Source organism: Acidobacteriaceae bacterium, from assembly GCA_035944135.1.
GTDB lineage: Bacteria > Acidobacteriota > Terriglobia > Terriglobales > Acidobacteriaceae > Granulicella.
In genome coordinates this window covers 1-23,857 of record DASZBM010000010.1, presented here as the reverse complement: position 1 = coordinate 23,857, position 23,857 = coordinate 1, and the positions used below count along the sequence as shown (strand labels likewise).

15 protein-coding genes are annotated in these 23,857 nt (G+C 61.9%); 5 read left to right on the top strand and 10 right to left on the bottom strand.

Translation table 11 applies throughout. The features are described from left to right. Positions 1-38: 38 nt before the first annotated feature. A complete protein-coding gene (locus VGU25_14500) occupies positions 39-725 on the bottom strand; it encodes an OmpH family outer membrane protein (protein ID HEV2578411.1) in 687 nt (228 codons plus the stop codon). 1,224 nt (positions 726-1,949) lie between these two features. Between VGU25_14500 and VGU25_14495 the strand changes: the two genes are divergently transcribed. After that, positions 1,950-3,101 carry a response regulator gene (locus VGU25_14495; GenBank protein ID HEV2578410.1) on the top strand — a complete coding sequence of 384 codons (1,152 nt, stop codon included), beginning with the start codon at positions 1,950-1,952 and terminating at the stop codon, positions 3,099-3,101. Positions 3,102-3,218: 117 nt separating this feature from the next. Here VGU25_14495 and VGU25_14490 read toward each other — a convergent pair whose 3' ends face one another. From VGU25_14490 to VGU25_14480, 3 genes are all read right to left on the bottom strand, one after another. Beyond that, positions 3,219-4,373, bottom strand: a complete 1,155-nt coding sequence (locus VGU25_14490) for a hypothetical protein (protein ID HEV2578409.1) — start codon at positions 4,371-4,373, stop codon at positions 3,219-3,221. A 212-nt stretch (positions 4,374-4,585) separates the two neighbouring features. Next, entirely contained in the window at positions 4,586-6,646 is a 2,061-nt protein-coding gene (gene mnmG / locus VGU25_14485) for a tRNA uridine-5-carboxymethylaminomethyl(34) synthesis enzyme MnmG (protein HEV2578408.1), read from the bottom strand. Between the two features lie 32 nt (positions 6,647-6,678). After that, the gene (locus VGU25_14480; GenBank protein HEV2578407.1) at positions 6,679-7,131 is read right to left on the bottom strand and encodes a DUF1569 domain-containing protein; all 453 of its coding nucleotides are present in this window, start codon (positions 7,129-7,131) and stop codon (positions 6,679-6,681) included. 170 nt (positions 7,132-7,301) lie between these two features. Between VGU25_14480 and VGU25_14475 the strand changes: the two genes are divergently transcribed. After that, positions 7,302-10,133 carry a pitrilysin family protein gene (locus VGU25_14475; GenBank protein ID HEV2578406.1) on the top strand — a complete coding sequence of 944 codons (2,832 nt, stop codon included), beginning with the start codon at positions 7,302-7,304 and terminating at the stop codon, positions 10,131-10,133. Positions 10,134-10,197: 64 nt separating this feature from the next. Here the strand turns inward: VGU25_14475 and VGU25_14470 are convergent, their stop codons facing one another. The 3 genes from VGU25_14470 to VGU25_14460 all read right to left on the bottom strand — a co-directional run bounded on the left by VGU25_14470 (position 10,198) and on the right by VGU25_14460 (position 13,427). Continuing rightward, positions 10,198-10,572 carry a four helix bundle protein gene (locus VGU25_14470; GenBank protein HEV2578405.1) on the bottom strand — a complete coding sequence of 125 codons (375 nt, stop codon included), beginning with the start codon at positions 10,570-10,572 and terminating at the stop codon, positions 10,198-10,200. Between the two features lie 45 nt (positions 10,573-10,617). After that, entirely contained in the window at positions 10,618-11,715 is a 1,098-nt protein-coding gene (locus VGU25_14465; GenBank protein HEV2578404.1) for an ACP S-malonyltransferase, read from the bottom strand. Between the two features lie 188 nt (positions 11,716-11,903). After that, positions 11,904-13,427, bottom strand: coding sequence for a hypothetical protein (locus VGU25_14460; protein ID HEV2578403.1), 1,524 nt, complete (start codon positions 13,425-13,427; stop codon positions 11,904-11,906). Between the two features lie 962 nt (positions 13,428-14,389). On the opposite strand from VGU25_14460, the gene VGU25_14455 reads away from it, so the two are divergent. From VGU25_14455 to VGU25_14445, 3 genes are all read left to right on the top strand, one after another. Continuing rightward, positions 14,390-15,439, top strand: a complete 1,050-nt coding sequence (locus VGU25_14455; GenBank protein ID HEV2578402.1) for an arabinofuranosidase catalytic domain-containing protein — start codon at positions 14,390-14,392, stop codon at positions 15,437-15,439. Positions 15,440-15,824: 385 nt separating this feature from the next. Next, positions 15,825-16,751 (top strand): A4/G1 family peptidase, encoded by a 927-nt coding sequence (locus VGU25_14450; protein ID HEV2578401.1) that lies wholly within the window; start codon positions 15,825-15,827, stop codon positions 16,749-16,751. Between the two features lie 116 nt (positions 16,752-16,867). Further along, positions 16,868-18,073 carry a glycoside hydrolase family 5 protein gene (locus VGU25_14445; protein HEV2578400.1) on the top strand — a complete coding sequence of 402 codons (1,206 nt, stop codon included), beginning with the start codon at positions 16,868-16,870 and terminating at the stop codon, positions 18,071-18,073. A gap of 25 nt (positions 18,074-18,098) precedes the next feature. Here VGU25_14445 and VGU25_14440 read toward each other — a convergent pair whose 3' ends face one another. The 3 genes from VGU25_14440 to VGU25_14430 form a co-directional block, all read right to left on the bottom strand. Next, positions 18,099-19,526: an ATP-binding protein gene (locus tag VGU25_14440; protein ID HEV2578399.1), complete on the bottom strand. Its 1,428-nt coding sequence runs from the start codon at positions 19,524-19,526 to the stop codon at positions 18,099-18,101. 23 nt (positions 19,527-19,549) lie between these two features. After that, a complete protein-coding gene (locus VGU25_14435) occupies positions 19,550-20,365 on the bottom strand; it encodes an alpha/beta hydrolase (protein ID HEV2578398.1) in 816 nt (271 codons plus the stop codon). 84 nt (positions 20,366-20,449) lie between these two features. Beyond that, positions 20,450-23,857, bottom strand: a 3,408-nt coding sequence (locus VGU25_14430; GenBank protein ID HEV2578397.1) for an efflux RND transporter permease subunit, incomplete at its 5' end; no start/stop codon positions are given.

Here is a 23,857-nt window from a genome sequence, read left to right as displayed (position 1 = left end):
CCCGAAGGCCTCCGCTCTGTGGTCAAGCTGGTTAGCGATTAGTGGGTCGCGGTCGCCGGACGCGAAGCACCGGACGGCGTCGTGTGATGCGCAGTCGGAGTCGGAGCAGACGGCGCCGGAGCCGAAATTCCCGAGCTGGTGTTGTACGCGTTCACGACAGCCTGCGTGATGTCCGTCGTCTGGTTGAACCACAGAACCGGATTCGGCGTCTGCTGGTTGCCGCCAACGTTCAGCATCAGCGTGTATCCGTTATCCTGCGCATACTTCACCGCAGCCGCGCCGACCTTCTGCGCAACCTTGCCATAGGCCTCCTGCAGGTCGCCCTGGTAGGCGTTCTGCGCGTCCTCGGCATCACGGTTCAGTTGCTTCTCCTTCTCGTCGATCGTGCGGAGACGACGCGCGCGCTCGTCATCCGTTGTAGTGGCGGGCAGACCCTGGGCCTGCTTCTTCAGCGAGTCGACCTCGGCCGCCTCACCGTCGATCTTCGACTTCTGCGGCTCGTACTTCTTCTGAACCTCGGCCATGGCACGCTGTCCTTCGTTCGTAGCGACAACGGCCTGCTCAAAGGCAATGATGGCGACCTTCGCGGGAATAGGCTGGGGAGTCACAGCAACATTGGCAGCCGGCGCCGCGCCGGTACCGGCTGCCGTTGCAGCCTGTGCTGTAAGAGTGGGGACGGCGAGGCCGGCGGCCAACGCTGTGGCAAGGACAAGCGTGCGGTTCATGTGGTGGTTGTTGCTCCTTCGGGATCGAGAACTTGGTGTTCGCAAATTTGATTTCATGGAGTGGGAGCTGCGCCACTCACCGGGCTCCCCAGCAAGATCAATTGCTGGGGTGGCCACCCTCCGCGTCCTGCTTTCATGTCGTTCTCACCTGAAAAGCACAGGTGAGAGAGGCGCGGGCAGATGCTGTGGGGCCGACTGCACCAAATTATATAAGACCCGAAGCATGGCTGGTCAAACGACAAACGAGCCTCGCGTCCCTGCAGAATCGCGTTCAAAGAGTGAGACGTTTGCATCGGTCGACCGTTTCACGTGCTATCGGACGCGACTCTCGGCCGCTCAAAGTCCAGATAAACGAAGTATCTCCTTCCGAAAAGCGGAGCCAACGACCCTGGATTCTCCGATTTTGGGTAGGCAAAACTCCCAGCCCTACGATTTTGTAACGATTTGCGGCCACCCAAACTTTGGTACGCCGATTGCTCTATCCCCAGTGTTCGACCTTTGCGTCGCATAGCGGCGTACAGCGGTGAACGTCCAGCGGTGTTTGACAGACCTCCAACAGTGAGGCACGCCCCGCAGGGACGCTCCGAAGGGAGCATTTCGGAGGCCAGTGACTGGCCATGTAGGGGTCCGAGGGCCATCTTCCGGGGAGGGGAGGTGGCCCAACGGCTTTCTGATCATAAGTATGGTGGATTCCCGGGTGCTGACCGGGTCGGTGCGCCAGGTTACAGAGAAAGAAGAGCTTGCACAGAAGTTGTCCCGGCGATATACTCGGTAGTGTTCCGGGCGCGGAGCGCATGAGCCACTGGTGGGCATTGCCCCTGAAGGCTGCACGACTCCCAGACGCCCGCAGTGGGAACAAGGATATCTCTGGAAAATCGAAAGGTTGGACGGTCGGGCCGGATCGTATACCGGCACAGAACCGTCTTGTCCAAGGGGCGTGTCCAGACCCGCAGCAGGGATAATGCAGGGCGACCATAGAGTTCGAGGTCGATGATTGCGGCGGAGTTCTTCAGCGCGAACGCGATGCGCTCGCAGAAGTTGAACCCAGCCGGTGAGTGAGTTAGAAAGCCGTTCCAAGAGCCAAGATTTGAGATCGTCGGAAGACTCTCCTGTTCGGATCGCGGCTCGCGCAGAGCACCACCCAAGCGCGAGGCACGAAGCCGCGTCTCCGGTCACTCCCGGAGAGCTTCTTGGAAGGACACAGTAAGGGGACCAACAGCAACCATGTCAGAACAGAATGTAGTGGACGCGCCCGAGCAGTTTGGCGGCGACGGATTTGATGGCGACGACTTCGACGGCGCAGCCAACGAGGCTGGCGGACCGGCGGCCCCAGGTATGGGGCAGAGCAAGAGCAGCCGCAGGCGCCGCCGCAAGCGGAAGAACAAGCTGATGGCCGTGGCGACCCCCGGTGAGGGCGGCGCCACGCCGGCTGCGACCGACGACGCCGTGGTCCCCCCGGGAACGATTGTCATGGAAGGCGAGAGCCTCGCCCTTGCCGCCGGAGCCCCGGCCGGTAACGCTGCACCCACGATGCGGCGTTCACCACAGGGCGGCCAGCAGCCGCAGTTCGGTCAGGGTCAGGGGCAGGGAGGCAAGCGCTGGAAGAAGAAGTTCCGCGACCGCGAGCGCCGCGTCCGCAGCGACAACCCCGGCAATGACTTCCGCGCCGAGAACAGCGGCGGATACAGCAACGGCAACGGCGGATATGGCGGCGGCAACGGCTACCGCCAGAATGTGCCGGATAACTTCGGCAACCTGGTCGGCGGCTTCAAGCGCAAGAACAAGGGCGGCCAGTCCAGGGAACGCGGGTTCGTCGGCCCGATGGACCACAGCTACCGCGCCGGCGACGCCAACTATGCCGACTCGCCTCCATCAACCATTCAGCTGCACGGACATCGCCGTCATCGCCACCAGGGCGACAACCAGCCGCTCGACTTCTCCGGCCCGCGGCCCGTTCCGATTCCTGAGGACGCGGAGACGCACATCTATCTCTTCATCGAGGACCTGTTCCTGACAGCCAAGATCAACGAGACCGCGCGCAAGCTCGGCGTGAAGGTCGCCTTCATCAAGAACGAAAAAGAGGCGCTCGCCGACTTGACGAGCGGCGAGGACGAGAACAAGCCGTCGCTGATCGTATTTGATCTCAACAACGCAAACGCGAAGCCGCTGACGGTGATCCCGAAACTCAAGGCCAAGCTGAAGCGCTCGGTCTCGATCATTGGATTCCTCTCGCACCTGCAGGGCGATCTCAAGGCCAAGGCTGTGGAGGCAGGCTGCGACGTCGTGATGCCGCGAGCAGCCTTCTCGCAGAATCTGCCGAATCTCCTGCGTCGCTATGGCGTCGACAGCGAGGAAGAAGTTAACTACAACTACTGAGAGATCAGAAGCAGAGGCTAGAAACAAGAAAGCGCTACGAGCCATTTGGCTGTAGCGCTTCTTCTTTTGTCTTTTCGAGCTAAGTCTTTGCGTTTACCTGATCTCTGTTCCCTCGACCTACAACGACGACTGCGCCGCATCCTTGAAGAAGTCCAGCGTGAGATCGATGACATTAAGGTTGCGGTCCGTTGAGGGAGCGAATGAGTAGTCCAGCCCCTTCAGATTCGCGCTCTCCTGCACCTTTGCGTGCAGCTCATCAATAGCAATCTGGTCATAAACGTCGCCCGGCGCCAATGCGAGCATCTTGCGAACTTCGGCCTCCTGCGTTGGCGAAAGGTTCTTCACCGTCACCGTACGCAGCCTGTACTGCGGGCCGGTCACGGTCATCAGGCGGTAGTTCGCAGTCGCATGTTCGGGATCCAGCTCCGGCTGATCGACAAAGTGCACCGACGCGTATCCGGCCTGGAAATACACCGTCATAATCGAGCTCTCAAGCCGATCGAAGGCATACGGTGTCGCCACCTCGCCCGTCTGCAGATCGAAGTATCCGGACAGATCGCGGTCATGCAACAGCGGTCCACCATCGGCGCTGATCATGCCCACGTGATACAGCGGCCCGGCAGATACCTCCGCTCTCAACGGAACGTAATAGCTCTCGCCTACGCGCATCGGATGACCTGCGGTCACCGTGACTTCGGCCGAAAGATATCCGTGCCGTTGCAGCGGCTCAGCCAGTTGATGTGCCTGCAGAAGATTCGCGCTCGCATCGAAGGGCTTGCCCTCCATCTGCCTTGCAACCCGCGAAACCAGATCGCCTTCGGGCGACGAGTCCACCTCGATCCCGCCAACCAGAACCTGCGGGGACGAGATGCTGAACACAATGTGCGGGCGCTGCGCCGTTCCCGGAATATAGAACGGCAGTGTCTTCATAAACGCTGAAACGACGGCCGACGTCTGCGAAGGTTCGTCGCTGTCCACCGTCGCGTGAACGCCCTTCTGTGCCAGCATCGCCGTCAATGCATCACGAACCTGCGCCTCCTGTGCCGAGCCGCGACCAACCTCATCACCCAGGCTCGGGATGCGGTGCTTCAACTCGGTTCGAATCTGAGCGTCGGTCCACCACGGAAAATTGCTGAACCTATAGGGAAGCCGTTCAGAAACAGGCTGCTGCGGCGTCTGCGGAGCCTTGCTGGCTTGGCCCACAAGAGCGGGCGTGCAGACTGGCAGGAGCAGGAGGGAGAGAAGGCCGGCGGTCAGCGATGCGGTGCGCATACAGGGTGCCCGAATAGAGAATATGACACTTTCGGGGTATTCGCTGCATAATTCGTGGGACTTCTACGGTACGCCCGTAAGTAACTTTTGTTCGAGTGAAAAAAGGCCTGTGTTTCCGATGAACCAAGGAAGTTAACTCCCACCTCAAGTGTCACTTGAGGTATCGGCAGGAATCCGGCGGACAAGAGGCGCACCCGCCCTGAAAAGGCACCTCAGGCGCTTCGCCGCGCCTCGGCCTCAGCTTGATTCTCCCGGCCCCGCATCTCTCGGCTCCGGATCTCCAGGAAGCACTGGATCAGTGACAGCGCCGCCGGCGTCACCCCTGGCAGTCGGCTCGCCTGCCCGATCGTCGACGGCCGAACCCGTCCCAGCTTCTCCACCATCTCCCGCGACAACCCGCTCACGGTCGTGTAGTCGAAGCTTTCCGGGATGACCCGCGCCTCATCCCGCCGCAGCCGCTCCATGCTCTTCTGCTGCTGGGCCAGGTACCCGGCAAACTTGATCCCGGTCTCGACAGTCTTCATCTCGTTCCGGACCCACACAGGCAGCGCCTTGCCCGCGCCATACCTGACCGCCTCCAGCGCCGCCACCCACGACGCTAGCTCCGGCGTCCCAGCCAGCCGCTCCATCAACACCGGCAGCAGCAGCTCCACGCTGACTGGCGGCCGCTTCAGCAATTGTGCCGGCCGATCACCCCTCGCCGGCGCCGCCCCGGCATCCTCCGGCCACATACCCTCCAACACCGCGGCCTCGACCTCGGAAAGCTTTCCATTTTCAAGCAATTGAGTGAACGCCGCCGCCCTGGCCTGCTTGGCCTCAAAGCCACCCCAGGCCACATCGTCGATCAGTCCCAGCCTGCGCCCATGCGGGGTCAGCCGCACATCCGCGTTGTCAATCCGCAGGTGCAGCCGGAACTCCGCCCGCGAGGTAAACATCCTGTACGGCTCATCCGTTCCCTTCGAGATCAGGTCGTCGATCAGAATCCCCGTATAGGCCTCGGTCCGATCCAGCGTAAACGTATCCGGCTCTTCACTGACTCGCTGACCCGCTGACTCGCTGGCTCGTTTCGCCCACAGCGCCGCGTTGATCCCCGCCATCAGCCCCTGGCACGCGGCCTCCTCGTAACCCGAGGTTCCATTGATCTGCCCCGCCAAGAACAGTCCCGTAAAGCTCTTCACCTTCAGCGTGCGGTCCAGCTCCGTCGGATCAATCGCGTCGTACTCAATCGCGTACCCCGGCCGCAGCATCTCCGCGTTCTCCAACCCCGGGATCGACCGCACCATCGCAGCCTGCACCTCCATCGGCAGCGACGTACTCATGCCGTTGATGTACACCTCGTGCGTCTTCAGCCCCTCCGGCTCCAGAAAGAACTGGTGCGAGGTCTTGTCCGGGAACCGCACAATCTTGTCCTCGATCGACGGGCAGTACCGCGGCCCGATGCCCTCAATCTGCCCCGTAAACATCGGCGAGCGGTGCACATTCTCGCGAATCAGCCGCAGCGTCTCCGGCGTCGTCGTCGCAATATGGCAGGACACCTGCGGCAGCGGCGGCGTCCACTTCGCACTCCCATCCTCTGGCTTGCTCCTGAAGCTGAACGGCGTCGGGTCCGCATCACCCGGCTGCTCCTCAAAGCGCTCCCAGTCGATCGTCCGCCCATCCAGCCGCGGCGGCGTCCCGGTCTTCAGCCTGCACTGCCGCAGCCCCAGCTTCTTCAGATTTTCGCCGAGCAGCACACTCGCCGGCTCACCACTCCGGCCCGCCGTGTACTGCTGCTCGCCGCAATGGATCAGGCCATTCAGAAACGTCCCGGTTGTCACTACAACGGCGTGCGCATGAATCACCCGCCCATCGCGCAGCTTTACACCGGCCACGCGATCCCCATCTTGCTCGAGGTCCACCACCTCAGCCTGCTTGATAAACAGGTTCCTGATCGACTCCAGCTTTTCGCGCATCTTCACGCGATACAGCGCCTTATCGCACTGCGCGCGCGGCGACCACACCGCCGGCCCGCGCGACGTATTCAGCAGCCGGAACTGGATCCCGCACGAGTCCGCAACCTCGCCCATGATGCCGCCCAGCGCGTCCACCTCGCGGACCAGGTGCCCCTTCGCCACGCCGCCAATCGCCGGATTGCACGACATCTGCGCGATCAAATCCATGTTCAGCGTGAACAGCGCCGTCCGCAGGCCCATCCGCGCAGACGCCGCCGCGGCCTCGCAGCCCGCATGGCCCGCGCCGACCACCAACACATCGAACTGCTCGGAAAAAGCCATACATCCCAGTTTATCTGAGAGCGCACCCGACCCTACGCGCCGAACTGCCGCAGATGATGGTCGAGATGCTTATACATCAGCGCCGACCACTCGCTCGGTTTCAGCGCCCCAAAGAACGAGTGCGCATAGTCCGTACAGCCCCGCTCTCCACCTGCCACAAAGCGCTCCAAGGCCCCCATCAACCGCGTGCGCGAGCCCTCTAAATCCGCATCGGGCGCAACCACCAGCGCTGCCGCTGTAGGTGAGTTCCGCCTCATCGGCACACCCTCCTTCAGCACCATCGGCTTGACGATGCGGCCCAACAGCCGCCCGATCAGCGCCCGCGGAGGCTTCAACTCACCCGTTGCCATCTCCAGCCCACGCGCACAATGCTCCATCATCTGCGCAGCCGACATCTTGCCCCACTGCCGCTGGCTTTCCGGAGTCACCGAGCGAATGCGCTGACGAAACTGTTCAGCCGTAGCCGGATCGAAGAGGTCTTCCATAGCCGCAGACTATAGAGAACTCCACACCCTCCCGCAACAGCCCCTCCGCTACACCGCCCGGCTCAATCCATAGCTCGCAAGATTTCTGCAGCGCAGTTGCGCCTCGCACGACTATGCTGGTGACTCGCTTAATGCCCTTGCCGTTTTCGAAACAGGAGAGAACCAGAACGATGAGATGTACGCTGAGACGCCCCGGCCTCGCCACCCTTGCCCTGCTCTTGACGTTGACCGCGATCCGGCCGGCCTCTGCCGTCCAGCCTGACGCACATAAGCTCAAGCTCCCCGAGCTCAAGTACGAAAAGTACACGCTGCCCAACGGCCTTACCGTGATCACGCATGAGGATCACCGCCTCCCGCTCGTTGCCGTTGACCTCTGGTACCACGTCGGCCCGCTGAACGAGCGCGCCGGCCGCACCGGCTTCGCCCATCTCTTCGAGCACATGATGTTCGAGGGCTCCGAGCACGTCGGCGAGAAAGCGCACATCAAGGATGTCCAGTCCGTCGGTGGAACCGACATCAACGGCACCACCTCCTTCGATCGCACCAACTACTTCGAGACCATGCCCAGCAATCAGCTTGAGCTTGCACTGTGGCTCGAGAGCGATCGCATGGGCTTCCTCATGGAAGGGCTCAACCGCACGCTGCTCACCAACCAGCGCGACGTCGTCCGCAACGAGCGCCGCCAGGGTGAAGGCCGTCCATACTACGTAGCAAACGAAGCCCTGATGCACGCGCTCTTCCCTGCCGGCCATCCCTACTACGGCAATGTCATGGGCAGCCACGCCGATATCGAGTCAGCGCGCGTTGCCGACGTGCGTGACTTTCACCAGCAGTACTACACGCCCAACAACGCCTCCATCGCCATCGCCGGCGACTTCGATCCCAAAGTCCTGCGCGCTCTGCTGACGAAATACTTCGGCCCCATTCCGCGCGGCCCTGTGCCTCCGCCCGTAAATGTCACAACCCCGCCGATCACGTCGCAGAAGCGTGTCTCCGTCACCGACACCGTAAGGCTGCCGCAGATCCGCTTCGGGTGGCTCACGCCTCCCGCATACACGCAGGGCCAATACGATACCGACGCCGCAATGTACGCGCTTGGCGCAAGCAAGGCCAGCCGCCTCGATCAGGCGCTCGTCTACAAGTCCCAACTGGCGCAGAGTGTCACTTGTGGCAATGACGCGCTGAAGCTCACCGGCATGGCGCAGTGCATCGTCACCCCGCGCCCCGGCGTGAAGCTTGAGGACATCGAAGCAGCCTTCTGGAAGGAGGTTCAGCGCCTGCAGCAGGAGGGCCCAACAGCAGAGGAGTTGCAGTCGTACAAAGCGACTACGCTCACCGAAAAGATCAGCGGCCTCGAGCGCCTTGGCGGCTTCGGCGGTGTGGCTGACACGCTGGACGAGTACAACCAGTACACCGGCACGCCAGGCTTTTTGCCCAAAGACGTCGCGATGACCGAAGCCGTGACGATCGCGGGCGCGAAAGCCGCGGCCGTGAAATACTTCGCCAGCAATGCCGCGGTCGTCGTCTCCTGCGTTCCCGGCGAGAAGGTGCTGCATGACGTTCCGCGCAGCCCCGCAGACACCGACGCAAACGTAAAGCTCACCGATCCGTACACGCCGCAGTTTGAAGCTTCACAGGAGTGGCGTAAGACCGAGCCGAAGGGCGGCCCCCCGCCGGTGGTTCATCTGCCTGTGCCCACGACCTTCGCGCTCGACAACGGGCTGAAGGTCTACGTCGTCGAGGAACACGCACTCCCCATCCTCTCCGCCTCGCTCGTCACACGCGCGGGCAGCGAGACAAATCCCAAGGACAAGGGCGGTCTCGCTACGCTCGTCGCCGAAACCATGGGGGACGGCACCCAGAGCCGCGACCTCACCAGGCTCGCCGACGATGAAGAGCTCATCGGCACCGCCATCTCTCCCGGCGCCAGCATGGATGGCAGCTTCGCCGGCGTGACCGTGCTGACCAGCAACACCGATCGCGGCATGGACCTGCTCGCGGACGTCATCGAGCATCCTGCGTTCCGTCCTGAAGACCTCGAGCGCCGCAAGAAGCAGCGGCTAGTGCGCATCGCGCAAGAGACCGACTCCGTGCAGATGATGGCGAACCGCGTCGGTCCGAAGCTCGTCTTCGGCGACAGCCCATACGGCGCCTCGCCAACAGGCACAACCGAAAGCGTGCAGGCACTCACACGCGATGATGTCACCAGCTTCTACAGCAGCCACTTCGGTCCTGCGGATTCCGCTGTGATCTTCGCTGGCGACATCACACCGGCTGAAGCTCGCCGCGTGGCACAGCAATACTTCGGCAACTGGACCGGAACAGCGAGCCAGGCCGTGACGCTTCCGCCCGCGCCCGAGATGCAGCCGACGCACGTCGTCATCGTGGACAAACCCGGCGCTCCACAGACCGCCCTGATGGCCTTCGGTCTCGGCGTGCCGGCAAACTCGCCCGATCTGCCTGCCCTGCAGGTGATGAACTACACGCTCGGCGGGTCCTTCGCTTCGCGCATCAACATGAACCTGCGCGAGCAGCATGGCTACACCTACGGCGCGAGCTCCTTTTATCAGGGCTTCCGCGCTGGAGGCGACTTTATTGCCAGCAGCCTGGTGCGCACTGACGTCACGGCTCCCGCGGCAAAGGAGCTGATGTCGGAGATCACGCGCTTCCCCTCGAACCCACCCACTGAAGCTGAACTGAACGCAAGCAAGGACGCTCTCGTGCAGTCGCTGCCCGGCCGCTTCGAAACAACCTTCGCAGCCGCTGGAGCGATGCAATCCATCTTCCTCTACGACCGTCCGCTCGACTACTACGCGACTCTACCGGAGAAGTACCGCGCAGTCACCGCGGAGGACGTTGCGAAGGTCGCCCGGGAAGACCTCCATCCGAACAATCTCGTCATCGTCGCCGCCGGCGACCGCGCCAAGATTGAGCCCGGCCTGAAAGACGCCGGTCTCGGTCCCGTCGAGGTCCGCGACATCAACGGTGATCTGGTGAAATAGCGAGTTAGCCAGTCAGCAAGTCAGCGCATAAGTGCTCTGGCTAACCGGCTTGCTCACTGGCTGACTAGCTCATTTTCAAACTTCGGAGCAGGCCGTTGAGAATACGCGACACCTCCTGGCATTGCGCGATGAGAGTGTCTGCTGCTTCGCGAGTGCAATAGCCTAGGCCTGCTGCCAGTTCCAATTGAGTCTCCAGCTCATAGGCCGAACCGCGGGCCTGGGCCAGAAAGACTTTGAATCCTTTGTCTGTGAGCCGGCCGTGACCTTCAGCGATGTTGCTTGGTACGGATACGGCGGCGCGGCGCATCTGTGCCGTAAGCCCGAACTGCTCAGATTTCGGAAAGGCTTCCGTGATCCTGTACACATCTTGAGCCGCAGACATCGCTTTCTGCCATGCGATCAGATCCCGAAACCGCTTAGTTCTTCTCTGCTCAACCACGATGTCTCGCTGACTTGCTGACTCGCTGACTTGCTGACTCGCTGACTACGCGTGGAAAACCGCCAGCGCTTTTTCAAGATTTGCCGGACTATCCACGTGACACGTCACCAGGTTCTTGTCGATCTTGTGGTTCAAACCCTGCAGGACCTTGCCGGGGCCGACCTCGATGAAGTGCGTTGCACCGGACTCCGTGAGCAACTGGATGCATTCCACCCAGCGCACCGCGCCGGTCACCTGCCGGATCAGCGCATCGCGCGCCTCAGATCCGCGGCGCAGCAGTCGCGCATCTACGTTCGCCGCAACGGGAAACGCTGGATCGTTGAACGTAATCGCCTCAAGCACACCCGCAAGCTGCTCCTCGGCCGGCTGCATCAGCTTGCAGTGAAACGGCGCACTCACAGGGAGCATCAGAGCGCGCTTCGCGCCAGCCTCCTTGCATAACGCGGAGGCCCGTTCGACCGCCTGCTTCGATCCGGAGATGACCGTCTGCTCCGGTGAATTCAGGTTGGCGGGAGCCACAACAGCCGCGACGCTCGCCGCTGCCTGAATCGCGGTCTCCGCCGGATTATTCGGATCGTTCAGCGCATCGATGGCTGGAGCCGACTGGGCGGACGGGTTTCCCGGCTCGTCCGGCGGCGGCGAGAGTTCGTCCTCGACACGGGCGCAGATGTCGTTGATCCGGGCGGCGGACATGCCGAGGATAGCGGCCATGGCTCCCTGGCCCGCAGGGACAGCCTCCTGCATGAACCGTCCGCGCGCCTTCACCGTGCGGACCGCTTCGGCGAAGGTGAACGTGCCTGCGGCAACATGCGCCGCGTACTCGCCCAGGGAGTGGCCGGCAGCAAATGCGACCGTCAGGTTCCGGCGCTTCAGCTCAGGCTCCAGGGCACGGAGGGCGGCTATCGATACGGTGAGGATCGCCGGCTGGGTGTTCTCGGTGAGCTTCAGATCTTCCTCCGGCCCCTCGAAGATCAGCTTTGAGAGCGGAAACCCGACGGCGGCGTCGGCTTCGTCGAAGATGGCCCGGGCGGCGGGGACGGTGTCGTAGAGGGCGCGGCCCATGCCGACGAATTGGGAGCCCTGACCTGGGAAGAGGAGGGCGATCTTTGGACTGGTTTGTGTGTTGTCGTTTGTGTCGGTCATGAGCGTTTCAGTTTAGATGCGAGGGGGTACCCCTCCCCCCGTACTTTCTTGCGCAAATTCCTGGATGCAGAGACTTTAGGTCCGGACCAAATGATCGTACTACGCACTGAAACCCGGCCAAGGCCGGGTTTCCAGCATCGCTCTCATCTTAACAGGGCGTGTCAAGAGAGACTGTCCTGTCAAGTGGGTCACTCGATGAGGCCGGTCACAAAAGTCTGCTGGGCGTCGGCGGTGGCCAGGGAGTAGAGGGCGAACTGGCGGCTGGATCGGGCGCGAAGCTCGAACAGCAGGCTCGCGCGATGGGAGTCGTCAGGGTCGACGGCGTCGACCAGGCGCATCCAGGGGGTGCGGTCCAGATGGTTCTCGTCCGTGACCGACTTGAGCGAGACCTGGAGCTCGCCGGAGGGCAGGCGCTGGGCGACGACGGTAACACGGACAGGCGGGCTGTCCAGTCCATTGGGGGCAGTGGTCGGAACAGCGGCCGAGTAGACGAAGGTGGGCAGGCCGCCGTAGCTGAGGGTGTAGCCGGCGATCTGCTCGTCGGTGAAGACGAGCGGCCCGGGTGCAGCAGCGGCTGTGTGGTGCGTCGCCGTGTGCGTGGTCGAGTGCGTAGCGGTCGTATGGGCGCTGGTCGAATGAGTTGTGGCCGAGTGCGCGGTGCTGGTTTTTGAAGCAGTTGCGGTGTTCAGCTTCGGTCCGGTGCTGGGTGCCGAGCCGGGTACGAGATGGTTGGTGGCGAGATACTCGCGCGCGATCGGCTCAGCCAGCTTTTGCATGGCGGCCATTGTCTCGGCGCGCTCGGTTGGGGAGTCCCACTCACGGGCGAAGACGTGGGGCGAGTTGTTGGCGGCGTCAGAGACGGCCACGGCCTGATGCAGGTTGGGCGGCACGCCAGTCAGCTGCGGAGGAGCCGTTGCGGATTCGACCTTGCCATGGTGCAGCTCTGGGCGGTCGGGGTCCTCATTCAGCGAGGTCGGCATGGGCTCGACGCCGGAACCAGATTCCTTTTTCTTCTTTTGCTTCTTGGGGTCCTGATCGGCGCGATGGCCGAGCGTTGGACGGTCAGGATCGTCCTCGACGTCCTTCGTCCCGAGCGAGGTGGGCTCGTTGTCCACCGAATCGGCGTCGTTCCGCTTCGTCATGTGCGGGCGATCGGGGTCGTCGGGCGGAGCCGGTGTGCTGTTTTTCGCGGTTGTTGTGGTCGAGTTGTCATCGCTCGGGTGCGGGGAGGCGACGAAGTGCGGTCGTGAGTCGTCGTCACTACCGACGATAGTCGCGGGCGTGGCCGAGTGCTGAACGAGTTGCTTGGCCGCAGGTTCGGCCGACAGCGGGAGGAAGCGGCCATAGCCGTACCAGGCGCCGAGCGGATTGTCGTCGGCGGAACTGCGCTTGTCGACGATGTCGCGGGCGTAGTCGAGGTCGAGCGTGCCGATGATGTTGCCGGAGCGCTGGACGGCGTAGACGTTGCCAGTCTCGAGGGCCAGCGGGATCGGCTGGGCGAGGAAGACGCCGGCATCCTGAAAGCGGCCGTCGATAAAGAGCGAGACCGGGATGAGACGGGCGGCGTCCGGCTTGGTGAGGTCGCCCGTCCACTCATAGACGCCGACGGCACGGGTGACATGCTGAGGCTTGCCCACGTGGTGCATCTGGGCGGAGATGGGCAGAGCGAGGGCGAAGATGATGCAAGGGCCGATGATGCGCGTGCGGAGCATGGCTGTTAATAGATTAGACGGATTGTGGGGAAGCCGGTTCCAAGTGCCGGAAAACGCCCGCGGGACCACAGCCGCGACGCACAGTTTAGGACTGGCCCGTGTGCCCTCTCATCCCAGGCACGTTTGAGCGAGAAGACATCGTACTGATAGAGCCTTCGGTATAGCTTCCCTTCCGATTTCTCAAGACGATTGGGAATTGTTCGATTCGCATATGATCACGATCCCCGGCCTACCATGTGGAGTTTTGCCGGGACGGAGATCGCTGGGAATCCACTATTTTTCCGATCGTGAACTTGACCCTTTCGTATTGAAAGAGGCTGGCTAGCTTGGTCATATTGCCACCAAAGCTTCATCGTGACCAGCGCGAGATGCCCAACCCAGCTGTCTGAGATATCTTGGATCGCGTCTGGAGACGCGAGCGTGGCGAAGCAGTGATCAGACCTCTTGCAAATCTCGTGCTCTTTACCTATCTGGCGTACCGGGCCTTCACGACGTTGGTGATCATGCCGCTGGCTATGTCGCACTGGAGTCTGGGCTGGATGTACTTTGTTGCTCTGTTCTTATTCGCGCTGGGAATTGCGGTCTTGAGCTTCAGATCGAGTACGTGGCTGGCGGCGTGGGGCGCAGTGCTGTTTATCGGGATATCGCTGGTTTACTGGTGGGTGTTTGTCTGCAGGCGAGGAGCACCGATCTGGAGTGATTTCTGTTGGCTAGTCATTCCTGAGTTCTGTTTCTCTGTGGCCGTGATCACTCGGTGGTTTGCATGTCGGGGCGATTCCCCAAACGAGAGACCGATTGATGATGCAAGCGCTGCATCTCGCGTGTCTTAACGCGCGATATCCCACCCTGCCGCTACGCGTCGAGGATGGGGCAAGCGGCAGCGTGATGCCCGTGTGAGAATTCTGTTGTCGGGTCAGGGCGCCGGCGACAAGGTCCGGACGAAAGACAGAGGCAGGATCCTTATGAGGCTGAAACTACGCGGATTGCTCCCGAAAGCGATTTCATGCGCAGCGATTGCTTTGACTGTCGCGATGGTGCAGCCATCTTCAGCACAGGCGGTTGGGGCTGCGCCGCAGCCCGTCGGGCCTCGTCCATGCGATCTGTATGCGCCCGCGACTCCGTGTGTGGCCGCGTTCAGTACGACGCGTGCGCTGTATAGCTCGTACACGGGACCGCTGTATCAGATCACTCGCGTGAACAACAACGCGAGCATGGACATCGGCCTGCTGCCAGATGGCTATGCGGACACGGCGCCGCAGCCTCAATTTTGCAGGGACACCTTCTGCGTCATTTCGAAGCTGTACGATCAGTCGCCTAATCACAACGACTTAGTGCCGGCGCCGCCCGGCGGTGCGATGCACGGCCTGGGACCGGATGGCTACGACATCCCTGCCATTGCAGACGCGCTGCCGCTGACTGTGGGCGGGCATAAGGTTTTCGGTGTTCTTGTGAATCCGGACACGGGCTACCGCAACGATGCGCCGAAAGAGACCGCAGTGAACGGGCAGCCGGAAGGCGTGTACATGGTCACCTCCGCGCTTCATCTGAACGACAAGTGCTGCTTCGACTTTGGGAATGCCGAGACAAACAACCTGGACAACAAGGCCGGCCACATGGACGCGATCAACATCATGTGCCACGGCGATCCATGCAAGCCGGACGCCGGGCTCGACATGGAGGACGGCATCTACGGCCACCTGGCGGTGCCCGCCGGCACGGTGTTTGTGACCGACATGGGAGCAAGTGACGGTCAGCACAGTTATGCGATCTACCAGGGCAACGCGCAGTCCGGCGCGCTGACGACGACCGGCGTGATTCCTCTGCTGCCGAACTATCAGCCGATGCTTCAGGAGGGTGCCATCATTCTTGGCATCGGCGGCGATAACAGCAATGCGGCGACGGGATATTTTTTCGAAGGCGTGATGACGAAAGGAATGCCCGACGCGAAGACGATGAACGCTGTGCAACGAAATATTGTGTCGGCCCGATATGCCGGCAGGTTGCAGCCGTAAGACATCTGGGCTGTGCATGAGAGCAGGAATGCTCTGATCACGACGATAGATGCGCAGCCCGTGGCCGGCATGTTTCCGTCTTGACCTTGGACAGAACAGGCGACTAGCCTGACGCGTGTCGTGACGAAACCGCCGGCATCCGACCGGCGAAGTTTGAACTCAAACGAACGGTTTCGCGCGCGCGGTCTATGCGGCCTTGCCTGCCGGCGCCTGTCGGCCAAAGGCGTCTCTCTCCCGGTCTCTTGATGAATTCTCGATGCCGATGGACCTGCCTTCCGCGCAAAGGGCGGATGGCGGACCCTGCGACTGGATGGGCCCTCCAAAACTGTCGAGCCTGCCGGAGATCTCGCGCGCTGCGGGAAGATGCAGGCGGAAGGATGATGTTATGCAAACGACGAAGCTTTCTGACAAGGTGTCTGTTCGCACGTTCCCAAAACCGCCTGCGGGATTCGATCCGTTGACGAGCGATCCGCGGCTGCTGTCGCAGTATGGATATCCGAAAAAACCTTCGGACCCCACGATGGCTGCGCGATGGGAGGAGATGATGCGGCGCGGGCCGAAGTTCGTTGACCCCGAGTTTGCGCCCAAGCCGCGCAAGCAGCGCCGCCTGCCGAAGAAGATGCTGGACCATGGCGTGGAGAACACGGACATATGGTCGGGCGCGGTGGTGCATGCACCGGCAGGTGACAGCTTTATGTGGGTAGAAGGAACCTACACGATTCCGGACGCCTACCCGCCGGGCGGAGCACAGGATGGTGTGTGGTATTCGGCATCGACGTGGGTAGGCATTGACGGGCTCGACGGCTCGGGAGATGTACTTCAGGCGGGCTGCGACTCGGATGTGCAGAAGTCGGGCAGCAGCGATTCGAGACAGTTGAATCCGTGGTGGGAGTGGTATCCCGCGGGCTCGTTCTGGATCACGACGCTGAAGGTGGTGCCGGGCGACACGGTGAACACGTTGATCTGTGTGACCTCGGGCTCCACGACGCAGGCCACGGTGTACCTCTACAACCTGACGAGCAACATCGGTGTGCACTTCCTGGCGGACGCGACGGCGCCGACGACGCTGGTGGGCAATGTGGCGGAATGGGTGGTTGAACGGCTGTCCATCAATACGGATAGTCCCGAGCTGGCGCAGTACGGCGAGGTGTTCTTCTCGGAGATGAATGCAGGAACAGTGAAAGGCAAGCTGCTGCAGGGAGGAACGGGAAACACCATCAACATGGTGGATACGAGCAACAACGTCCTTTCCGAAGGCATCATCCTGACGCCGACGGCGGTGGAAGTGAAGTACGTGGGACCGCTCTCGTGAGAGCGCGGCAGGTGAAGTGAGCGAAGAGGCGAGCTGATCTGGCTCGCCTCTCTGCTTTTGGCGGAGGGCTGGAGTGTTTCTTGACATCGGGATGGTTGCTGCTTAGTGTCAAAGGCATGAAGAGACCGGTATCTGGCTGGATTGCGCTCCTGAGCGTTCTATCGATTGGTTGCATGGGGCTGTCGTGTGGCGGAGGTGCAGCCAACAGCGGCGCTACACCGGTCACGCCAGTGCAGACGACAACGCAGCCGGCGTTTCCGCTGCACACGGCGGGAGCATTCATCGTCGACAGCAATGGGAACCGCGTGCGGTTGAACGCCTTCAACTGGTACGGTGCCGAGGAGCAAGACTACGTTGTCGCGGGTCTGCAGGCGCAGTCGCTGACGAGCATTGTGAGTGAGATTAAGGCGCTCGGATTTAATGCGGTGCGGCTGCCGTGGTCAAACCAGATGGTGGAGAGCAATCCGGTAGTGGGCAGCTATGCGCTCACGGCGAACCCGAGCATGCAGGGCGAAAATGCGCTGACTGCCTTTGATCAGGTAGTGAACGCGCTGACGAATGCAGGCATCATGGTGATTCTCGACAACCACATGAGCAACGCGCAGTGGTGCTGCAACACGACCGACGGCAATGAGCTCTGGTACAACAGCGCGTATCCGCAGACGAGCTGGATTGCCGACTGGCAGATGATGGCGGCGCGGTATAAGAGCAACCAGCTTGTGATTGGAGCCGACCTGCGCAATGAGCCGCGCGCTCCGGCAACGTGGGGCGGCAGCGCGAGCACGGACTGGCATGCGGCGGCGGTACTGGGCGGCAATGCGGTGCTGGGTGCGAATCCGAACCTGCTGATCTTTGTCGAAGGCGTGAGTTATGCCGGCGATCTTTCAGGCGTGGCTAGCCTGCCGGTGCAGCTGAATGTGAGCAACCACGTGGTGTATGAGGCGCACGACTACGGCTTCTGGTACTCGAACCTGAGCAGCGAGAGCAGCTACGACAGCACCATCACCAAAAACTGGGGATACCTGGTGACCGGCAGCAATCCGCAGCCGGTTTGGATTGGAGAGTTCGGCACGTGCAACACAAGTGCGACCTGTGTGAGCAGCACGAGCAACGCGAACAACGGCTTCTGGTTCGGTTTCCTTACGGACTACATCAAGACGCACAATCTCGACTGGTCGTACTGGTCGATCAACGGGACCGAGGCGACGGGCAGCACGCGCACGTGGGGAGCGCCGGAGACGTACGGCGTGCTGAATGCGCAATGGAACGGGTCGGCGCTGCCGGCGTTGACGACGGCGCTGCAAGGGATGATGAATCAGTGAGCGCGTGGCAGCCGGCGGGGTGCGATCACTCGGGCTGCGAGGGGAACAGCATGCTGACGACCGTTCCCGCGGATCCGGGACGGGTGCTGCTCCGGACGCGGATCGAGCCGTGGTTCTTGGCGACGAGGTCGCGGGTGATCCACAGCCCCAGACCGGTTCCGCCGATTCCTTTGGTTGAGAAGAACGGCTCGAAGAGATGCTGCCTCACGGAGGGGTCCATTCCGCTTCCGGTGTCCGCAACTGTAATCCGGATGCCGTTCGAACCTGAGGACGGGAACGTAGTCTCGCGGCAGCGCAGAGTCAGCGTTCCGCCGGATCGCATGGCGTCAAATGAATTCGCTACGAGATTGACCAGCACCTGGCGAAGCTCGCCTTCGTAACAGACGAGCTGCGAACTTCCGCTGCAGTCGTTGATCGCCGTGATCCGGGAGTTCTGAAGACGAGCGCGATAGAGGCCGAGGACCGAATCAAATAAGCCGCGAAGATCGACCGCCGTGCGCCCGCTGCTCTGTTTGTGAAATCGAAGCGTGTGAGTGGCAATCTGCGAAACGCGGGCGAGCTCCTCCTGCGCGGTGTGGATGAGAGCCCTGGTGTCTGCATCTGTGTCCCGCTTTCCGAGGATGTACAGCAGGTTCGTCACAGCTTCCAGCGGGTTATTGATCTCGTGCGCGATGGAGCTGGCGAGACGGCCGACGGATGCGAGTTTTTCGGTTTGCAGAAGAGCTTTCTCGGCGAGTTTGCGAGCGGTCACGTCACGGATGATCGCCGAGTATCCGACGAAGATTCCGGGCGCCTCGAGATGCGGGGTCATGCTGATGGACACGTCCACGGGCGCACCGCTCTGGCGGCTGCCCAGAGTTTCGGTGACGACCTCGGCGCCTCGCTTCACTTTTTCGATCGTTTTGGCGAGCGCGGCCCGGCTCTCTTCGGCGATCAGGAGATAGATGGACTTTCCGACAGCTTTATCCGCCGGGAAGTCGAATATCTGCTGCGCGCCGCGATTCCAGCTCTCAATCAGATCGTTCGCCGAGAGCCGGATGATCGCGTCCGAAGACCTGCGCACGACTTCAGACATCTGCTCTGATTCGCGGCGCGCGCGCAAGAGTTCGGATTCATAGAGACGCCTTTGCTTTGCGCCAAAGGCAGCGAGCAGGATGTGGGCTGGCGTTTCACCTTGTTCCGGTCGCAAAACTGCATTCACCAGTGTGGGGACACGCTCGCCATCGTCCTTGAGAAATTCGAACGAGATCTCTTCGAGAGAGCCTCGCAGCATCAGGCTGGGTGCAAACTGCGTTTCGTAGAAGATTGCGCCCCCGGTCGTGAGCAATTCCTGGAAGCGGACGTGAGCGACAATGGCCTCGTCTCGCCCAATCAACTGCAGGAAGGTCTCGTTTGCATAGAGCAGCGTGCCATCGGTAGCAACGACGGCGTAGCCGCAGGGGAAATGCTCCAGCAGATCCCACGCTTCATTGCGATCTATGTGCAGGTGGGCACCGGATTCGCCGCAAGAAACCGCTTGATCTCCGCCGTGACCTCGCCGGGCGCGCTCATGTGCGGGCAGTGTCCCGTCGCATCCATGATGACGAGCTGGCTGTTCGGCAGGCACTCGTGCACATATTTTCCCACGCTCAGTCCGGCGATGACATCTTTCTGGCACTGCAGGATGAGGGTCTTCGCCGTTACGTGAGGCAGGTCCGCCCGGTTATCCGAGAGGAATGTCACGCGCGCGAAGTGGCTTGCGAGGAACGGGTCCATGCGGCAGAAACTGGCTTCGAGTTCAGCGGCAAGTTCAGGTGTGTCGACGTTTCCCATGATGAGCGGAGCCATGGTGGCGGCCCAGGCAACGTGATTGCTTTCGAGCGTCTCCAGCAGCCCCTCGATGTCACTGCGTTCGAAGCCGCCGTGATAGCCCTCGGAGTTGATGTAGCAGGGCGACGGGCCGATCATCGTCAGCGTTTCGATGCGTTCCGGCTCTTCGAGAAACGCGAGCGCGCCAATCATGGAGCTGACCGAATGCCCCACGAAGTGAACGTTCTTCAAGTCATGCTCGGACAGTATCTCCAGGACGTCGAGAGCGTAGCCGCGCAGCGTGCTGTAGCGGGTTCGATCGAAGGCGGATACATCCGAGAGACCGGAGCCGACATAATCAAACAGCACAACCCGGTAGTCGGCGGCAAAATCGGGAACGATATGGCGCCACATGTTCTGGTCGCAGCCGTAACCATGCGCGAATACCAGGGTCTGTTCCCCTGTTCCGACAACCTTGACGTTGTTGCGTTGAGTCGCTTTCACGGGATGAGTTGTCCTCCGGAGTGATCTTGAGAATTGCGGAATGCTATCGAGGCGTGCTTGATTTTAGAGCTGCAAAGCCGGTGATCAGTCGCCTGCCGCGGGAGTGGGGCGGCGCAGGCCGAGTGAGTCAAGCGCCGCGCGGCGCCAGCGTGGGAGGGCAAGGCGCAGACGATCGAACATGAGATAGATCACCGGAGTCGTGAAGAGCGTGAGGCACTGGCTGACGATGAGGCCGCCGACGATGGTGACGCCGAGAGGCTGGCGCAGCTCGGAGCCGGTGCCCGTGCCAAGCGCGAGCGGAAGACCGCCGAGCATGGCCGCCATCGTCGTCATCATGATGGGACGGAAGCGCAGCATGCACGCCTCATAGATCGCCTCATCGGGGGTCTTGTGGTGCTCGCGCTCGGCGACGAGGGCGAAGTCGATCATCATGATCGCGTTCTTCTTCACGATGCCAATGAGCAGGATGATGCCGATCATGGCAATGACGGAAAGATCGATCTTGAAGATGATGAGGGCGAGCAGAGCGCCGACGCCGGCGGAGGGCAGCGTGGAGAGAATCGTGATGGGGTGGATGAAACTCTCATACAGGATGCCGAGAACAATGTAGACGGTGAAGAGGGCGAGGGCGATGAGAATGGGCTCTGTGGAGAGCGACTGCTGGTACGCCTGTGCCGAGCCCTGGAACCCGCCGCGGATGGAAGAGGGCATGCCGATCTTTGCGCGGGCGTTATCGATGACGGCGGTGGCCTGCGAGAGCGCAACGTTGGGCGCGAGATTGAACGAGAGCGTGGTGGCGGGCGACAGTGATTGATGGTTGATGGAAAGCGGAACGCGGAGGTTCTCAAGCCGCGTGACCGCAGAGAGCGGAACCTGCGCGCCGGTTGAGGATTTGACGTAGATGTCGCGGAGCTGCGTGGGGTCGTTCTGGTAGTCCTGCGCGACCTCCATCACGACGTGATACTGGTTGAGCTCCTGGTACATGGTGGAGACCTGGCGCTGCCCGAAGGCGTCGGAGAGCGTGGAGTCGATGGCGAGGGCGGAGACACCGAGCCGCGAGGCAGTGTCGCGATCAATCACGAGTTGGGCTTCGAGGCCCTGGTCCTGCTGGTCGGTGGCAACGTCACGCAGCTCAGGGAGCTGCTGCATGGCGGCCATGAGTTGCGGAGACCAGGTGTCGAGGTCCTGCTGATTGTCGGCGGTGAGCGTGTACTGATATTGCGTGGCGGAAGACCGGCCGCCGATATTGAGCTCCTGCGACGAAGAGAGATAGAACTTCACGCCCGGCATGTTGGTGGTCTTGGGGCGAAGGTGGTTGATGATGGCGTCCGCGGTGAGGCCCTTTTTGAGCCGATCCGCGCTGGGGTCAAGCGTGACAAACATGCGCGCCGAGTTGGAGGCGCCGCCGCCGGGGCCACCGCCGCCCAGGAAGCCGAGGACGTTTTGCACGCCGGGCTCCTTCTGGACGATGTCGGCAATCTGCGTCATGGCGCGGCGCGTTTCGTTGAAGGAGGTGTCCTGCTGGGTTTGAAGCGTGCCACCGAGACGGCCGGTGTCCTGCAGTGGGAAGAAGCCCTTGGGCACGATGAAGTAGAGATAGATGTTCAGTCCGAAGGTGAGCAGGAAGACGACGAAGGTTGCGATCTGGTGGCGGATCACCCAGCGCAGGCCGCGCTCGTACTCGCCGGTGAGCCACTTGAGATGCCTGTCGCCCATGCGGTAGAACCAGCCCTTCTGCTCGTGATTGATGGGCTTGAGGAACTTGGCCGCGAGCATGGGGGTTGTGGTGAGCGAGACGACCAGCGAAACGCCGATGGCGGCGGAAAGTGTAACGGCAAACTCGCGGAACAGACGCCCGACGATGCCGCCCATCAGCAGAATGGGAATGAAGACGGCGACCAGCGATGTGGACATGGAGAGGACAGTGAAGCCGATCTCCTTGGAGCCGAGCATCGCGGCCTGGAACGGGCCGAGGCCTTCCTCGAGATGACGCGTGATGTTCTCGATGACAACGATAGCGTCGTCGACGACGAAGCCCGTGGATATGGCGAGCGCCATTAGGGAAAGATTGTCCAGCGTGTAACCGAGCAGGTACATCACGCCAAAGGTGCCGAGCAGCGAGAGCGGAACCGAGACCGACGGAATCAGCGTCGTGCGGCCTTCGCGAAGGAAGAGGAAGACGACCAGAATCACGAGCAGGATGGAGATGATCAGCGTGCGCGTGATGTCCCTGACCGAGGCGCGGATGGTGCCGGTGCGGTCGAGGACGACCTGAATTTTGATGGCCGGATTGATGGAGCCCTGAAGCTGCGGAAGGATGGCGAGTACGTTGTCGACCGTCTGGATGACGTTCGCGCCAGGCGCCTTGAAGACGACAACGAGAATCGCGGGCTTGCCGTTGAAGGTTCCGCCCGTGTGGACGTCAGCTACAGAGTCGACCACCTGCGCAATGTCGCTGATGCGAACGGTGCCGGAGGCGTTCGCGGCGCCGACGGCCGTAACCTGCGAGGTCGCAAAGTTGGTGACTCCGGTGCTCGACGTGGAGTTGGTGCTGGTGCCGGAGGCGTTCGAACTGACCGCTGCGTTGCCCGTGGAAGCGTTGGAGGTGGTCTGTCCCGTTGCGCTTCCGCTCGTTGCGCTGGTGGATGTCACCGCCGAGGCGAGTGACGCCGGCAGGCCGGTGGATGCGCTTCCGTTCGAGACCGGGCCCTTGCTCGTCGCGATAATCAGCGGAGCGTACGCGGCAGCGCCGAAGAGCTGATCCGTGGTGGATAAGGCAATGCGCTGGGACGGGCTGTTGATGTAGCCGGTCGGCTGCATGACATTGAAGGTGCCGATCGCGGTCCGCACATCTTCAAGCGAGAGACCCTTGGCGGTGAGCAGGTACGGATTGATCTCGAGGCGCACGGCCGGGCTGGAGGAGCCGCCGGTGAACACCTGGCCAACGCCCTGCACCTGCGCGATCTTCTGCGCGAGGATCGAGTCCGAGGCGTCGTACATCTGCGGCTTCGGCACAGTGTCGGAGGTAAGCGCGAGGATGAGGATCGGCGAGTCTGCCGGATTGATCTTGCGATAGGTGGGATTGGAAGGAAGATTGGCAGGTAACTGCGCCCGGGCAGCGTTAATCGCCGCCTGCACGTCGCGCGCGGCGCCGTCGATGTCGCGGTCCAGGTCGAACTGCATCGTGATGCTGGTCGATCCGGTGCCGGAGGAGGACGTCATCTGGTTTACGCCGGCGATGCGGGTGAACTGACGCTCCAGCGGAGTGGCAACGGCGGAGGCCATGGTCTCCGGGTCGGCGCCGGGCAGCGATGCGCCCACGGAGATGACGGGGTACTCCACCTCCGGCAGCGAAGAGACCGGGAGAAGCTTGTACGCGACCGCGCCGGCGATGATGATCGCGATCGAAAGCAGGAAGGTGGCGACAGGGCGCTTGATGAACGGCGCGGAGAAGTGGACGGTGTCGACCTCGCCGGAACTGGACTGCCCGAG